Origin of the sequence: Jiulongibacter sediminis, assembly GCF_001306455.1 — a bacterium.
Classification (GTDB): Bacteria; Bacteroidota; Bacteroidia; order Cytophagales; family Spirosomataceae; genus Jiulongibacter; species Jiulongibacter sediminis.
This window is the reverse complement of record NZ_LGTQ01000006.1, coordinates 550406-566686: the sequence shown is the minus strand read 5'-3', so window position 1 is coordinate 566686 and position 16281 is coordinate 550406. Positions and strand designations below refer to the sequence as shown.

Here is a 16281-nt window from a genome sequence, read left to right as displayed (position 1 = left end):
TCAGTAAAATCTGCGTACCCTAAAATGATGAACAAATTCTCCCTCGAAGGCAAGATTGCCTTAGTCACAGGTGGTGGAGCAGGCATTGGCCTGGCCATTACTGAGTGTTTTATTGAAGCCGGAGCCGAAGTAGTGATCACTGGTCGCCGTGAAGAAGTTCTAAAAGAAACGGCTGAAAAGCTTGGTCCCAAAGTTCATGTTAGAGTCAATGACATCACTGACTTGAAAAGCCTTCCCAGCCTTGTTAAAGACATTGAAGAAAGCATTGGTGCCATTGATATTTTGGTCAATAACGCTGGTGTGAATCAAAAGAAACCTGCTCTGGAAACTACCAATGAAGAATTTGACCGCATCATTCAAACCAACCTTTACGGTGTCTTTGCTTTGACCCGTGAAGTTGGAAAATACATGACAGAGCGTAAAAAGGGCTCTATCATCATGATCTCCAGCATGGCGGCCTATTATGGGATCGATCGCGTGGTTTCTTACACCGCGGCTAAAAATGGCGTTGAAGGTTTGGTGATGGCGTTCTCTTCGGAGTTTGGAGCCTTTGGTGTTCGTGTGAATGCTATTGCACCAGGTTTTATAGAAACTAATATGATGCTCACCGCAATGAACTCAGACCCATCAAGAAAAATGAAGGCTTTTGATAAAATTCATCTTCAACGCTGGGGGCAAATCAAAGATGTAGGCTATGCCGCAGTATTTCTGGCCTCTGATGCTTCGGAGTATATTACTTCTGTTTCTCTGCCGGTGGATGGAGGGAATAGTAAAGGATTTTAAGTTGTCTTAATCTCTTTAAAACCTTAATTTCTTAATGTTAAATTAGTCCGCTTGAGTTTAACATTAAGGAGTTAAGACTAGTAAGGTTTGAACACTTAGCTTATTACACCAGTACTTCTATCTTCTCAACGGTATTATCATCAAACTCAACCCCAAAACCCGCCTTAGTAGGTAATGGTAAAAAGCCATTCTGCGTAACAAATTTTTCTTTCTGGAAGTGCATTTTGTAGGGTACGTGATTAATGAGATATTCCACCAACGGACACACTTCTGGCGATTGACTTAAAACCACATGCAATGCAGCATGAATGCTATGCCCATGCGGAATCACCTTGGCTCCATAGGCCGTGGCCAACGTACAGATTTTCGTCAGCTCACTTACACCTCCACACCATTCAGGATCAGCCTGAATGATTTTTATGGCATCTGCCTTTAGAAAGTTCTGAACTTCCCAGCGGCTGTAGAAATGCTCACCTGTCGCAATTGGCACCGTCGTTTTCTCACTTAGTAATCTGAAACTTTCCAAATGCTCGGGCGGGAAAGCCTCCTCCAGCCAGTACGGATGATATTTCTCAACGGCATTGCACCAGCGAATGGCATAAGTTACATCCCAGGCCATGTAGGCGTCAAACATGATTCTGGCGTCTTCTCCTAAAGTGGTTCTCAGCTCTTCTACCAGCTCAATATTCCGTTTCATACCATGAGTTCCATCCGCCGGGCCGTAAGCGGTGAACCACTTCTGATGGGTGAAACCCTGGTCAAGGAGTTCTTTGGCTCTGGGCCCCACTTTGCCTTTCTCTATAGTATAACCTAAGCAGCTGCCGTAAACCTGAGCTTTTGAGCGTGTCGGCCCGCCCAATAATTCATAAACAGGTGCTTTGAAGTATTTGCCACGAATATCCCAAAGGCAATTGTCAACAGCTGAAATCGCCATCATATAATGCCCCGCCCGGGCATGTCGGTTGCCGCGATACATTTGATCCCAAAGTTTTTCACCAGCCAGAGCATCCTTGCCAATTAGAAAAGGCTTCAATTGCTTCAGTATTGGCTCAACCAAAGAATGCTCAATTTCACCATAAAGCCCTTCTATGCCTCCCCGGGTGATAATTTTGAGGTAAATATGATTCAACGTATAAGTTCCAGTCGGGCTGTTCGAGCGATCTACATAGACGTCAGGGCGAAGCTCTTCATAAATATCATTGGCATGACTTTGATGTTGGCGATTATACCCTGAATGCTCACGGGTAAATGGCCCGCTGACCTTGAGGATTTGTACATCCTCAATGATAGTGTTACTGGAGAAAAGTTGATCTCCAAACCGAGCATAAAAAGGTAAAAAGACGGAGGTTTTGACCACATCGGTCAAAAATTTTCTTCTTGAATTCATCAGGTCTCAATAAGGTTTATTGAAGCTAATTATTTGATTCTGAATTCATAAAGCGGGATCGACCAAAAACAATAATTTGATGCCCATTTTACAAACCGAAATGGAAGAATTAAAAACGAATTGACTTTTGAAGAAAGGCACTTTATTTGCATCGCAAACCAAAAACAACTTAAGACTACCAATGAAGCATATTTACACAATCACCCTCTTTTTCTTTTCAATTATTGCTCTGGCAAACAACCCCTTTGAGCTAAAAAATGAAGAAATTGATTTTAGCCATCTTGAAAAGATTGAACAAGTAGTCAATCAAAATCCAGACATAAGCCTATCAACTCTTGAAAAAGAATCTCCGGAACTAATCGAAAACCTGACCTTTGATTCTGATTTAACCGGTACAGCCTTTTTGACAGATAATGACACTTTAATACCTCCATTTTGGTGGGGATTTTGTCTTGGCATCTGGGGAGTGATCATCGTACTGATCATGACCGATAAAGACAAAGACGCCGTAAACACAGCGTTTAAAGGTTGTATTGCGATGGGATTAACCGTGCTAGCCGTTTATGGCATTATTGTTTTAATCAGTCTGACGGCAGCCGCTACTATTTAATCCGATTTAGGCGGTCTGTTTTCTGATTTAGAAGAGCCTTTAGGGCCAGCACCTTTCCTTTTACCTCTAAAAGGCCGTTTACCTTTAAAATTACGATTTGACTTTCCTTTGAAGTTCTTTTTGCTGTCACCTTTTAATCCACCACCTTTCTTTTGAGGTGTGTATTCAGGACCCTTTCCAAATTCTTCAGGAATATCTTTCTTAGGGATATCTTCACCAATCAAGCTTTCTATTCTATAGAATTTGCGTTGATCTTTCTGATTGATCAAAGTTATTGCCGTGCCGGCAGATCCCGCTCTTGCTGTACGACCGATTCTGTGTATATAGTCCTCAGGATCAGGCGGACAATCAAAATTAACGACTAGGTCAATTCCAGTAACATCAATTCCTCTTGAAATTACGTCGGTGCCTACCAGAACACGCACCTTTCCGGCTTTAAACTGATTCATCAAGGCCTCACGGGCCGACTGGTCAAGGTCTGAACTGAAGCCCTTGGCTCCGCATTTGTGATTATTGAGTTCACGTTCAATGTTTTTCACATTGTCTTTGGAAGAAGAGAATACGATAATGCTTTTGAAATTCTCGTCTTTGACAATTGAAACTAACAGGGGCAATTTTTGAGTATCATAAACCACGTAAGCCTGCTGGTCAATCCCTTTGGCCGGCTTGGAAATCGCAATATTAATTTGCTCCGGTTCCTTCAAAATTTTGGCTGCCAGTTTCCTGATTTCAGGAGCCATTGTCGCCGAGAAAAGCAGAGTTTGTCTGTTTTCAGGCAAATTGGAGATGATTCGCATGATATCTCCCAAAAATCCCATGTCCAGCATTCGGTCGGCCTCATCCAGAATAAGGTGTTGAAGTTTGCCAAAATCAACAGTTTTTGAGTTCATCAAGGCAATCAGCCTTCCTGGTGTTGCGATTACAATATCCGCTCCGGCTTCCAGAGCTCTTTTCTGAGTTATGAACGCCTCGCCATCACCTCCGCCATACACCGGAATAGAACTCACACCCGTGAAATAAGAAAGGCCCTCCACCTGCTGGTCAATCTGTATAGCCAGTTCACGGGTAGGAGCAATGATCAATGTGTTCAAATGCCTGTCTTTTTCAGGCATATTCACAATTTTATGCAAAACAGGTAAAAGAAAGGCCGCGGTCTTTCCTGTACCCGTTTGAGCACAGGCGATCAAATCTTTGTTTTGCAGAATTTTTGGAACAGCAAGCTCCTGAACGGGAGTTGCATTCTCAAAACCTATAGCGTCAAGGCCTTCCAGTAATTTTTCGTCGAGCTGTAATTCTTTGAATGTCAAATCAGTGGTTGTTTAAGCACGTTTGTTCACAAATATAACAATTAATGTGCCCACAAGTTTATCCATCAGGATTTCACCAGATAATCGCTTTCATAAACCTTGGTTTCACCACCCTGATTAATAGCGTAATTGAAACCCTTCAGAATGGCGAATGCTCCATGGTGCCCTTCCTTGTTTATAGCCAGAAAGCCAACCTGAGATTCCTCAAAGTTTTTGACTTTAGCTGCAATTCGTTTAACCCCTTCCTCACAAGCTTCCTGAGGAGATTTTCCCTGTCTCATCAATTCTACGATCAAAAATGAACCACAGGTTTTCAAAACCAACTCCCCTACACCGGTGGCTACGGCTCCGCCAACTTCATCATCCACATACATTCCTGCACCGATCACCGGTGAATCGCCCACACGGCCATGCATTTTAAAAGCCATGCCGCTTGTAGTACAAGCTCCGGCAATTTTAGAGTTATTGTCAATGGCCATAATACCGATAGTATCATGACGCTCAATATTGGCCTGAGGCTTGTATTCAGCTGTCTTCAACCATTCTTCATAGGCCTTTTCTGCCTCCTCAGTCAGAATGTTTTCAACTTCAAAACCTTCTTCTACAGCAAATTTTTGAGCACCCTCACCAGCTAACATTACATGGGGAGTTTTTTCCATTACTTTCCGAGCTACAGAAATAGGATGTTTGATGCCCTGAACAAACGACACCGATCCGGCATTCATTTCCCAGTCCATGATACAGGCATCCAGCGTTACTTTACCGTCTCTGTCTGGCCTTCCGCCGTAACCTACACTCATGTCTTTGGGGTCGCCTTCTGGCACTTTCGCTCCGGCCTCTACAGCATCTAAGGACGTTTTGCCCGATTCTATTTCAGCCATTGCTGCGTTAACGGCGGCCTCGTTAGGTCCCCAAGTAGCGATACTGATGGGTAATTGTGGCTTTGAGTTCGTATTTTGAACATGCTTTTCCTGCTCTTCGCAAGAAATTAAACTAAGGGCAGCCAGTGCTGAACCAGCTTTAATAAATTCTCTTCTGTTTGTCATCCTTTATTCGGTTTTACATCGGTTAAATGAAAGTGTAATCTTTTGGTCAATACTTTGATGAAGGTATATTTTCTTTTGAAGGTTATTTTTTAGAATAAGATCAATAATATCCGATTTATCCAAAGTCTCAATCTTCTTAAACATCTGGTCAAGAACGACATATTCCTCCCTTGAAAACTGATTTTGCTCTTCATTAAGACACTCGCTTCCTTCGAGTTTGAATGATTCTCCTGTAGTGCTTACACAGGACTCTTTCCTACAAAAAACAAATATTTGAGTCTGTTGCAGATAAATAAGATCAACAGAAGTATTTACGGTTTCAAATCCTTCCGAATCACGCCAAAAGACCTGGCCCGCGTCACATTGAGCTTCAAGACTGATGACTTCACCTTCTACGTAGTCAGTCGGTTCTGATATTTTGATTGGCGTTCCAATAAGCTTAGGCACCTCATAAAACAAAGTATCCTGAAGTCTGTTAAACTCTTCATTCCCATTATTACCGAAAACAAGACCAACAATTCCCTCAAGACCTGAAAGGCGAATGGAATCTCCGACTATTTCGGCCGGACTATCCTTGGTCAATGAAAACGAAACCGGCAGGTCAATTTCTGAAGCTTTTGGTAAAGCCGTCCAATTGCAATTCAAAGGCAAATTCCAATCTTTAAAAACAACTTTCTGATCTCTTTTGTGATTCTCAATCTCCTGACTTTTGAAGAATTTCCCCGTATACGGTACCGATTGAGTAAAGTAGTCATCCGAAAGGGCTCTGTTCCACAATACTCCAGCCAAAACAAATCCTTCCTGTGTAAAATGGGTTCCGTCTGATCTCAATGTTGAGTTTGCCAATCCTTCCAGAATATCTGTATCTGGTCCTAAAAATATATCTGGATCAGACTCCACCAAAAGCATTTGACCATCACGGGTTGGCTTTCTCAATTCCCATGGATTTGGATCAATCCCCGCTTCGGGGTCCGCTCCAGCCTTGTTCCAGGATGTCAAAGATATCACCCAACTTAATTGTTGAAAATCAAGGGTATCTCTCATCTTTTGAACCATGTAAAAAACTTCGTCCCGGTAAATTTCTGAAGTGGCATTGTAGCCGGGATTTACTGAATTTGATTCCCCCTGCATCCATAAAACACCTCTAAGACCAAGATCAAAAGTGAATTTATGTAACATATAGTCTACATAAAAGTAAGGAGGCTCATTATAGACGGCCGAAGTCCACCAATCACCTGTGGATGTTCCGCCTGCCGCGGCGTTAAAGAAAAGAACCGGCACTTTCAATCGACTGACAAGTGAATCTCCCAAAGAACCCAGAAAAGAAGTGCCCGGAGGGCTCGGCCATACCCATCTTTTGTACTCTGTGGTATTCAGAGAAATGAAGTTTGGTCTGCCTTCACGACCACCGTCAAATAATGCCGCTACCACCCGATCATCAACAGGGGCCGGCCCTTCCATTTGAGCATTTGACTGACCGGCTATCAGAAAAACCTCACCAACACCAACATGATCAATTTTTTCTGAAGCCTTTACCTCAATTTCATCAAGAAATTCAAAGTCAAACGAATACCAACCCCCTTGAAGTTGGATAGTTGTATCCAATTTACTTTTACCAGCCTTTAGATCAATGAAAGTTTCCAGAGACCATTGGCTTTCCAAGTCATTGACTTTGAGCCTAATCGATTTAAACTGATTCAAATTTTGCAGACTAACTCTTACGGCTCCGACATTCTTAATATTTCGCTGATAAACTGATTTTTCCATTGGCAAAACCACATACTTTCCAAACCCGAACAAGGGAGAAAAGCAGAAAATCAATAGAATTAATGGTAAGATCAGCTTGTGAAACATTCTGATAAATTTGGTAAAAGATACACAGTACCGGTCACAATCTTTTAAACTCTCAGCGAAATTAAGCTCGACGATCAAAAAGCCTTATTTTTGCACTCTTAATTATCAAAAGAATCTAATAACTACGATGGCAAAGAAAATTCAGTCGGCACTGATCTCAGTATTTTACAAAGATGGTTTAGATAAAATCGCTAAACTACTTCATGAAAACGATGTTCAGGTTTACTCTACCGGCGGAACTCAGAAATTCATTGAAGACCTTGGTATCCCGGTAACGGCCGTTGAAGACCTTACTTCTTACCCTTCAATTTTTGGTGGAAGAGTAAAAACACTCCACCCGAAAGTATTCGGAGGCATTCTGCACAGAAGAGAAAACGAAGACGATGTAAAAACGGCTGCTGAATTTGAGATTCCTGCCATCGATCTTGTTATTGTTGACCTGTATCCTTTTGAAGAAACCGTAGCTTCAGGTGCTTCTGAGGATGATATCATTGAAAAAATTGACATCGGGGGTATTGCCCTGATCAGAGGAGCGGCCAAAAATTATCAGGATGTACTTATCGTGTCAAACAGAGATCAGTACGATGATGTCTATGACATTTTGAAAGAAAAAGGCTGTGGTACCGATCTTGAAGATAGAAAGCACTATGCCATGAAGGCTTTTGGGGTTAGTTCTCATTATGACTCCGCCATTCATGGTTATTTCTCTGGAGCAGAGGGAGCCGGAAATTTCAGAGCTGGTGCGTCAAAAACATTGCGATACGGAGAAAATCCGCATCAGGCGGCCACATTCTATGGCGACCTCGATGCTATGTTTGATCAGATTCACGGAAAAGAGTTGTCGTACAACAATCTGATGGATACGGATGCTGCCGTTAGGCTTATTGATGAGTTTGATGATCTCACCTTTGTGATCATGAAGCATAATAACGCCTGTGGGGTGGCTTCAGCGGCCACTACGCATGAAGCGTACAAAAATGCATTGGCCTGCGACCCGGTTTCTGCTTTTGGTGGTGTTTTGATCACCAATTCTACCATTGACAAAGCGACTGCCGAAGAAATGCATTCGCTGTTCTTTGAGATTCTGGTAGCTCCGGCTTTTGATCAGGAAGCCTTGGACATTTTGACGAAGAAGAAAGATCGCAGATTGCTGATCAGAAAGGATGTTACCCTTGGCAAAAAACAATACAGAACCCTTCTCAATGGCGTTTTAGAGCAGGATAAAGACATGAGCATGGAAGGTGGTGACCAGTTCAACGCCGCAACAGAGAAAAAACCAACCGATTCAGAAGTAAAAGCTCTGGAATTCGCCTTGAAGATCTGCAAGCACCTAAAATCAAACAATGTGGTTTTGGCGAAAGAAGGTCAACTACTGGCTTGCGGGGTAGGTCAAACCTCAAGAGTGGATGCTCTCAAACAGGCTATTGACAAGGCTAAAGAATTTGGTTTTGATCTAAATGGTGCGGTGATGGCTTCAGAAGCCTTCTTCCCGTTCCCGGATTGCGTAGAGATCGGTCATAACGCTGGAATTACAGCCGTAGTACAGCCGGGTGGCTCTATCCGCGACCAACTCAGCATAGATTATTGCAATGAAAATGGCGTAGCAATGGTGATGACGGGTGTAAGACACTTTTTACATTAATCAAGAAGTTGGAAGTTTGAAGTCGGAAGTAATCGACTTCAAACTTCTGACCTCTGACCTCAAACCTATTTGAAATGAAAGTACAATTTTACGGAGCTGCACGTCGGGTAACCGGTAGCAAGCACCTTCTCACTACCAATAAAGGCACCAAGATTCTTTTGGATTGCGGTCTTTTTCAAGGTATTGGTACTACAGAGCTTAATCTCTCCTTTGGGTTTAACCCGGCAGATGTTGATTACGTGATTCTATCGCATGCTCATATTGACCATACGGGATTGCTTCCAAGACTGGTCAAAGAAGGATTTAACGGAACCGTTTATTGTACACCCGCCACTAAAAGCCTTTGCCAGATCATGCTGCTGGACTCCGCAAAAATTCAGCAGAGTGATGTAAAACGCATTAATAAAAGGCGACAAAAGCAGGGTCGTGAACTGCTGGAAGCTTTATATGAAGAAGAAGATGCAGAAAAGGCAATTGAGCTGATGAAAACCGTGGGTTACCACCAGAAATTTGAGATTGAGCCCGGGGTTACCTTCAGCTTTTACGAAACAGGTCATATTCTTGGCAGTGCAGGCATCTTTATCGAATACGAAGAAGATCAGCACAAAAAGTCGATATTCTTTACCGGTGATATTGGAAGACCAAATGATAAGATTTTAAGAAGTCCGGAGGCTTTTCCACAATCAGATTATATCATTTGTGAATCTACTTACGGCGACCGCCTGCATGCTCCTTCAGAGGATATGAGGGCTCGCCTTTTAGAAGTTGTAAAAGAAACCTGCGTAGAAAAAGGTGGAAAGCTGATCATTCCTGCATTCTCTGTAGACCGGACACAGGAGCTAATTTATGCTTTGGACATTCTGGAGAGTGAAGGAAAATTGCCGAAAATACCGGTTTATATTGATAGCCCGCTTTCGGTAAAAGCCACGCTGGTCATGCGGAAACATGAGGAAGAGTTTAACCCTGAAATCCTGGATTATATCAAAAGAGACGGCGATGCATTCGGTTTTGAAACGCTGCATTACATTACAAAAGTAGACGATTCTAAGGCCCTTAACTTTTATGATCAGCCTTGCATCATTATTTCGGCTTCCGGAATGGCCGAGGCAGGCAGAATCAAGCACCATATCAAAAATAACTGCGAAGACCCGAAGAACACCATCATGATTGTGGGTTACTGCTCGCCAAGTTCATTGGGTTATCAAATCAAGATCAAAGCACCAAAAATCAGAATCTTTGGTGATGAGCTGGAACTCAATGCCAACGTAGAAATCATGGATTCTTTCTCAGCACATGGCGATTACGAAGAAATGATGGATTACCTGAGCTGCCAGGATGCTTCAAAAGTTAAAAAGGTTTTTCTGGTTCACGGAGAAATTGACACTCAACGAGCCTTTGCAGAAAAACTCCATGGAATGGGTTTCAAAACCATTGAAATTCCGCAGCATCAAGAGGGTTTTGTGATTTAATGTTAAGCGAGGTCGGAGGCTTCGTTGGGGTGAATAGTGGTCTCTGACCAGTTGCTTTTTTGAAATTGTGAAGATTCGAAGTTACAGGTCATAAATTATCTAAATCTGACTCCTCGATTACGTAAAAATATTGGCTAAATACTTTCCTCCCAGCAATAAAATCCTTCTCTCCTAGAATCCTGCTTTCTGGTTCGAAAAGAAAATCAAATTTCTGGTATAAAGAATCTGTTTCAATACAATAAGGAAATGGAAGTTCTGAATTATTCAGACTATCACAGGTGATAACAAAACTTACGGTATCACTTAAAAGAACGTGTAAGTTCTTTATTTCAAAATTACTCCAAAAGGAAGATGGACTTCCATCCCCATGAAGGCTGGCATAAACTCTCTCGGTTTTTCCATTTGGTGGTATTTCAATATTGACCAAATCCATTTCTATGTCAATGAGTTCTCCATTTTTTCCAAACTCAAAAGGTCTTATTTGAATATTATACTTCGTATTGTTTACAAATGTGTAACCAATGTCATTTGAAAAACATGAAGACATCGAAAACAGAGTTAAAATCAACAACTTTTTCATATATGAAGATGTGTTTTTATTAAAACTCCTGCTTGTGACCAATACAACACAAGTAACCATTCCCTCAAAACAGAGTTTTGAAAACACCCCATCGAAGTCGGAGATTTCGGAGAGCTTTTAGTGCCCATCCCTCAACTGACGCAAAGCATGATTTGAAAACACAAACTCATCCAGTTCTTTGATGTGGGTTTTCATGATGGATTGGCTATCTCCTTCCCAGATTTTTTTGCCTTGATAAAGGAACATGATGTATTCGCCGATACTCAGAACCGAGTTCATGTCGTGAGTAATCACCACTGTAGTGATCTGGTATTCGTCAGTGATTTCTTTGATGAGTTCATCAATTTTGATGGCCGTAAGTGGATCCAGACCGGAGTTTGGCTCATCGCAGAAAAGGTATTTTGGGTTCATTACAATTGCCCTGGCAATACCTACTCTTTTTTTCATACCACCGGAAATCTCAGAAGGCATTCGTTTGCCGGTGCCATCGAGGCCTACCCGGTGAAGACAAAACTCCACGCGATCTCTCTTTTCGTTTTCCGGCATATCCGTCAACATATCCAGCGGAAAACGAACATTCTCCTCCACCGTTTTGCTATCGAAAAGAGCTCCACCCTGAAAGAGGACTCCCATTTCGCGGCGGATATCTTTTTTGTCTTTTTCTTCCTGAAGCAGGAAACGACGACCGTCATAAAGCACCTGCCCTTCTTCAGGCTTTATCAGGTCAAGCATGCATTTCAGCAACACACTTTTCCCAGTTCCGCTGGCACCAATCACCAAGCTGGTTTTGCCTTTCTCAAAAGTCCCGCTGATATCGTGGAGTACCTGACGGCCGTTGAAAGACTTGGAAATATTCTTAATTTCTATCAATGGAAAATCAGGTTAAAAGTTCTGCTAATAAGTAATCGGCAATTAAAATCGCTATACAACTATTGGTAACAGCCGCGGTGCTTGACATCCCCACTTCCAGAGCACCTCCGCGGGTATAAAAGCCTTTATAAGAGGAAATGGTGGCAATGAGAAAACCAAATACGAAAGCCTTCACAATGGCGATAATGATATTATAAGGCACAAAAGAAAAGCGGATACCATAAATATATTCTTCCGGCGTCAGAATGCCCGTTAAAGTACCGGCTAAGTAACCACCTCCGATGCCCAGAAAATCTGAAAGTATAGCCAAAAGAGGAAAAGTAACTACAGCCGCCAGCAGCTTTGGAAGAACCAGATAAGAGGCCGAGTTGATACCCATCACCTCAAGAGCGTCGATCTGCTCGGTGATTCGCATGGTGCCCAATTCACCAGCAATATTCGACCCCACTTTACCGGCCAAAACCACACACATAAATGTGGAAGAAAGCTCTAAAAGAACCATATCCCTAACTACATTACTTACGATATAATTCGGTATAAACGGACTAACAAGGTTCGCATATATCTGCACACAGGTTACCGCCCCAATAAATACGGCGACAATGGCAACAATGAAGACAGAGTTGGTTCCTATTTTGATGCATTCGTCAATGAACCTGTCCCAATAGACTTTAAAGGTTTCACGACGAACAAAAAGACTCCCCAGAAAAAGGAAAAATTTTCCTGCTATTGACAGCATAAAGCTAGATTTTACGGCTTTTACAAAGGTAATAAATAGATCGGCTCTGCATAACACAATAGTCCGATCCATTGAAATCATGTAGTTTTGTACAAAAATCAATCCATGAGTAAGTCAGCAGTAATAACGGGAGCTACCAAAGGTATAGGAAGAGCCATCGCCATTCGTTTCGCACAGGAGGGTTTTGATCTGGCCCTGACCTCCAGAACAGAAGCTGATCTTTCGGCTTTAAAAAAAGAGCTTGAAGCTCAATTCGGTATAAAATGTGTTGTCTTTGCTGCCGATTTGAGTAACAAAGCTGAAACCGAAGCCTTTGTAGCCGAGGTCAAAAACACCTTTGACAATGTCAATGTTTTGGTCAATAATACCGGAATCTTTGTGCAAGGAGGTTTGATGACCGAGCCTGATGGTGCTTTGGAAAAGCAAATTGATACTAACCTCTACTCTGCATATTATGCAACACGAGGCCTTATTGAAACGATCAGAAAAGCGAAAGGAGCTCATATTTTTAATATTTGCTCCATTGCAAGCCTCCAGGCTTATCCGGGTTCAGGATCTTATTCTATCTCAAAATTTGCTCTTCTGGGCTTCAGTAAGTCTTTACGTGAGGAGCTAAAACCTGAGGGTATCAAAGTGACTTCCATCATGCCTGGAGCCACTTTTACCAGTAGCTGGGAGGGTATTGACCTGCCTGAGTCGAGATTTATTAGTGCCAAAGACGTGGCGGATACCGTTTGGGCTTCCTATAATCTTTCTCCTTCAGCTTTGATTGAGGAAATCGTGATGCGACCGCTGGAAGGTGACATTTGATCGGAGCTTTTGACATGGAAATAAAACAATTCCCTAATTTTGCCGCCTGAAAACGAAAACAGAAAAATGGAAGCATTACAAGAAGTAGCTCACATTGCCGGAAGACCCGGTCTTTTTAGAATTATCAAACCTGGTAGAGCCGGTGTCATTGTAGAATCAATGGATGGCAAGGGCAAAAGAGAAATGGTAAGTGTGAATGCCAAAGTTTCTGTTTTGAAAGATATTTCTATCTATAGCGAGGAATTTAACAAGTCAACCCCACTTTCTGAGATTTTCACAACAATGCGTGAAAAACACGGAGAGAAGGTAGACTTTGACACAAAAAATGCTTCTCAGGATGAGTTCTTCACCTTCTTTGGCGAAATAATGCCAGATTTTGATCAGGAAAGAGTTTATTCTTCTGACATCAAAAAAATTATTCAGTGGTATAACCTTCTTTCGACGTCAATGCCTGAGCTTTTTGAAGAAAGCAAAGAAGAAGAGCCGGAAGTAAAAGAAGAAGCTCCAAAAGCAAAGAAGAAGGCGAAATCAAAGGAATAAAAACCTACTCCGTTTCCTCTGAAAGCAGTTTGAGTAAAATTCCGTTGGTCCAGCCGAAACCATCCTGCACAGGGTATTCGCCACCACCGGCCAGCAGGCTAAGGTCTTCCACATTATACTTTTCAACCATTTTCCCCGTGTTTTGATAAACACGGAGGCAGTTATTGACCCAGTTGGCTTTAATTTGATTGGCCAGCTGGTAATAGCCATACTTTCGTAAACCTTCAATAGCCAGCCACTGTAACGGAGCCCATCCATTGGGAGCATCCCACTGCTGACCTGTTTCTGATAACGTGGATGTTAAGCCGCCCGGCTTCAAAAAAACGTGACGAATTAAGTGAGCTACCGACTCCGCCTGCTCCTCCGAAGCCATTTCAAAAACAAGAGGAAAGACAGCCGCGAGAGAAAGATGTGGTGTTTTTTGGCCTTCCACGAAATCATAATCCACGAAGAAACCTGATTCTTTATCCCAGAAATAGTCATTGAAAATAGCCAGACGTTTTTCTTTCAAAGCCTTATAACTATCAGCATATTGGTCTTTTCCGGCAATTCGATTGGCCTTTTCCAGAACATCTTCCAAATGATAAAGCAAAGCATTAAGATCTACTGGAAGAATGTCAGTGGTATGAATCGTCTCCATATGCTCACCATCTTTTAGCCAGCGACTGGTGTAATCCCAGCCGGACTCAGCCCCGGAGCGTAAATCGCGATAAACTTTTTCTTTATTTCGACCACTTAACTCAGCCGTATGAATGTCCTCTTTATAAGCTTCAGGTCTAGGAGTGGCACTTTCATCGTAGTAGCGATTGAGGATATTTTCATCATCCACAAAAACTACTTTGTGAAATGCCTTTTCATCTTTTGAGCGAGCAGCCGATTGTTCATCAGCCTGTTCTTTAGTGGCAGAAGACATCCAGTATTGATATTCTTTCTGAAGTTGTGGTAGAAACTCCACCAAAATCTGCTCATCCTTTTTGACATCAGCCAGCAGCTCCACCATCATGGAGAAGAATGGTGGCTGTGAGCGAGTCAGGTAATAACTTCGATTTCCGTTAGGAATATGTCCGAAATCCTGAATCAATTGAGCAAAATTAACCACCATGTTCTCAATCAGCGTGTCTTTACCTGCCACCTGAAGGCCCAGCATGGTAAAATAGCTATCCCAATAATAGACTTCACCAAAACGCCCGCCCGGCACGATATAAGGTTTTCTTAGCGGAATAAGCGTACCACCATCATCCTCAGGTTGGCGGGTTAGCACCGGCCAAAGTTTATTGATATGCTCATCAGCTCTGAGAGACAGATCAGACTTATAACCAGATTCATTGATAGACGGAATCTCAAAATTGTCTTCCACAAACTTTCTGAGAACAAAAAGAGAATCTCCTTTCAACTCTTCATACCTCAGCAGAATCTCTTCAGGGGAATACTTAGGCACACAGTCCACAAAAGTTTTGGAATCAGAGAAAACACCTCCAAGCTGAATATCTTCAAAAAGTACAGGGTACATTTCTTCTGGTGATTTATATTCTTTCTTCTTTACCGGACTGCCGCAAGAAAAAGTAATTGTTGCAAAAAGGGCAATTTTTCCAAGATTATTGGACCATGTCATGTTAAACTGAAACGGTAAATAAGTTCTATACAATTATGAAACGCCCAATTTATGAAGAGAAATCAAAACTTCGTAATTTGACGCACTTTATACCAAGTCCAAATATGAAATTTAGCTTTCTGCTTTTTACAAGCCTCCTGGCTACCGCCTCAATGGGCTTTGCTCAGTCAGATTGCCTCTTACAAAAACACACTTCTGAGGTTAACGGAAGGCTGGAACTGGAGCAAACCAACTCGTACAATTCAGAAGGTAAACTCATTGAGGAATCCAAAATTCATATGACCCATTACGGGGAAGCTTACACGAGTAAAAGACTCTTTGAATACAATCGCAAAGGCTTCATTCTTTCTGAGACCGACTACCATAACGGAACTTTCAGAAAGAGGAAAAGTTACCAATATGACGATCGCGGTCAATTGATTTCAACCACCGAAACCCTGGATTCTCTTGCCAATGCTCCGGCCTTTAACCGCCTGAATGTTACCGCTCAAAGTCAAAGTGAGAAATTATTCTTTGAACCAGATGGCAGCGTAAGTGGTAAGGAAATATCAAAAGAAACCGCTGACGGGAAACCTCTTCTTTTTCAGATCGTCAATGCGGAAGGCAAAATCAATCATTCGTCCGAGTATAGTTACGCTGATAACGGTCTTCTGGTTTATCAAAAACGTGATGACAGAGCTGGAAACATGATGGAAGAAACGTATTTTGAGTACAATCAGGACCAGGTTCTTCAAAAAGACAGTACTTTTCTGAACGATAAACTCATTGCTCAAACGCTTTACGAGTATACTGGTAATTTGCTTAGCAAAAAGACACGTCTTGGCCGAAATGTCAGAGTAGAGTACATCATCAATTACTCGTATGATGCCTCCGGCAATAATACCGGAGAAGTTTTCATTTATAATGGCGAACCGCTTAGTAGCATCAAAAGGGAGTTTGACCAAAATGGCAATAAAGTACAGGAATCACATTTTAATAAAGACAATAACGTAGTTAGGAACCTGACCTGGGAGTATAACTGCCCCAATTAAT

The 16281-nt window shown here is 42.1% G+C and carries 15 protein-coding genes; 7 read left to right on the top strand and 8 right to left on the bottom strand.

Annotated features, from left to right (window positions below; genetic code table 11):
- Positions 1-27: 27 nt before the first annotated feature.
- Positions 28-783, top strand: a complete 756-nt coding sequence (locus AFM12_RS08395) for an SDR family NAD(P)-dependent oxidoreductase (protein ID WP_055147845.1) — start codon at positions 28-30, stop codon at positions 781-783.
- Between the two features lie 103 nt (positions 784-886).
- Here AFM12_RS08395 and AFM12_RS08390 read toward each other — a convergent pair whose 3' ends face one another.
- The gene (locus AFM12_RS08390; protein WP_055146568.1) at positions 887-2170 is read right to left on the bottom strand and encodes an enolase C-terminal domain-like protein; all 1284 of its coding nucleotides are present in this window, start codon (positions 2168-2170) and stop codon (positions 887-889) included.
- A 181-nt stretch (positions 2171-2351) separates the two neighbouring features.
- On the opposite strand from AFM12_RS08390, the gene AFM12_RS08385 reads away from it, so the two are divergent.
- Positions 2352-2780, top strand: a complete 429-nt coding sequence (locus AFM12_RS08385; RefSeq protein ID WP_055146565.1) for a hypothetical protein — start codon at positions 2352-2354, stop codon at positions 2778-2780.
- Here AFM12_RS08385 and AFM12_RS08380 read toward each other — a convergent pair.
- The 3 genes from AFM12_RS08380 to AFM12_RS08370 all read right to left on the bottom strand — a co-directional run bounded on the left by AFM12_RS08380 (position 2777) and on the right by AFM12_RS08370 (position 6900).
- Entirely contained in the window at positions 2777-4087 is a 1311-nt protein-coding gene (locus AFM12_RS08380; protein WP_055146562.1) for a DEAD/DEAH box helicase, read from the bottom strand. The genes AFM12_RS08385 and AFM12_RS08380 overlap by 4 nt on opposite strands.
- Before the next feature lie 65 nt (positions 4088-4152).
- Positions 4153-5133, bottom strand: coding sequence for a glycosylasparaginase (locus AFM12_RS08375; RefSeq protein WP_055146560.1), 981 nt, complete (start codon positions 5131-5133; stop codon positions 4153-4155).
- Positions 5134-5136: 3 nt separating this feature from the next.
- Positions 5137-6900 (bottom strand): sialate O-acetylesterase, encoded by a 1764-nt coding sequence (locus tag AFM12_RS08370; RefSeq protein WP_157687338.1) that lies wholly within the window; start codon positions 6898-6900, stop codon positions 5137-5139.
- A gap of 214 nt (positions 6901-7114) precedes the next feature.
- On the opposite strand from AFM12_RS08370, the gene purH reads away from it, so the two are divergent.
- Both purH and AFM12_RS08360 read left to right on the top strand, forming a co-directional pair.
- Positions 7115-8629 (top strand): bifunctional phosphoribosylaminoimidazolecarboxamide formyltransferase/IMP cyclohydrolase, encoded by a 1515-nt coding sequence (gene purH / locus AFM12_RS08365; RefSeq protein ID WP_055146554.1) that lies wholly within the window; start codon positions 7115-7117, stop codon positions 8627-8629.
- 74 nt (positions 8630-8703) lie between these two features.
- Positions 8704-10098 carry an MBL fold metallo-hydrolase gene (locus tag AFM12_RS08360; protein WP_055146551.1) on the top strand — a complete coding sequence of 465 codons (1395 nt, stop codon included), beginning with the start codon at positions 8704-8706 and terminating at the stop codon, positions 10096-10098.
- Between the two features lie 88 nt (positions 10099-10186).
- On the opposite strand, the gene AFM12_RS08355 is transcribed toward AFM12_RS08360, so the two are convergent.
- The 3 genes from AFM12_RS08355 to AFM12_RS08340 form a co-directional block, all read right to left on the bottom strand.
- Positions 10187-10678, bottom strand: a complete 492-nt coding sequence (locus AFM12_RS08355) for a hypothetical protein (protein WP_131458256.1) — start codon at positions 10676-10678, stop codon at positions 10187-10189.
- Between the two features lie 117 nt (positions 10679-10795).
- Positions 10796-11548, bottom strand: coding sequence for an ABC transporter ATP-binding protein (locus tag AFM12_RS08345; RefSeq protein ID WP_055146542.1), 753 nt, complete (start codon positions 11546-11548; stop codon positions 10796-10798).
- 7 nt (positions 11549-11555) lie between these two features.
- Positions 11556-12287: an MlaE family ABC transporter permease gene (locus AFM12_RS08340; RefSeq protein WP_374754266.1), complete on the bottom strand. Its 732-nt coding sequence runs from the start codon at positions 12285-12287 to the stop codon at positions 11556-11558.
- A gap of 105 nt (positions 12288-12392) precedes the next feature.
- Here AFM12_RS08340 and AFM12_RS08335 point away from each other — a divergent pair, with 105 nt between their 5' ends.
- Positions 12393-13097, top strand: a complete 705-nt coding sequence (locus AFM12_RS08335) for an SDR family oxidoreductase (protein WP_055146539.1) — start codon at positions 12393-12395, stop codon at positions 13095-13097.
- 66 nt (positions 13098-13163) lie between these two features.
- The gene (locus AFM12_RS08330; protein ID WP_082391279.1) at positions 13164-13637 is read left to right on the top strand and encodes a DUF5606 family protein; all 474 of its coding nucleotides are present in this window, start codon (positions 13164-13166) and stop codon (positions 13635-13637) included.
- Positions 13638-13641: 4 nt separating this feature from the next.
- On the opposite strand, the gene treF is transcribed toward AFM12_RS08330, so the two are convergent.
- Positions 13642-15249, bottom strand: coding sequence for an alpha,alpha-trehalase TreF (gene treF, locus AFM12_RS08325; RefSeq protein WP_055146536.1), 1608 nt, complete (start codon positions 15247-15249; stop codon positions 13642-13644).
- 35 nt (positions 15250-15284) lie between these two features.
- Here treF and AFM12_RS08320 point away from each other — a divergent pair, with 35 nt between their 5' ends.
- A complete protein-coding gene (locus AFM12_RS08320) occupies positions 15285-16280 on the top strand; it encodes a hypothetical protein (RefSeq protein WP_157687335.1) in 996 nt (331 codons plus the stop codon).
- Position 16281 lies beyond the last annotated feature (1 nt).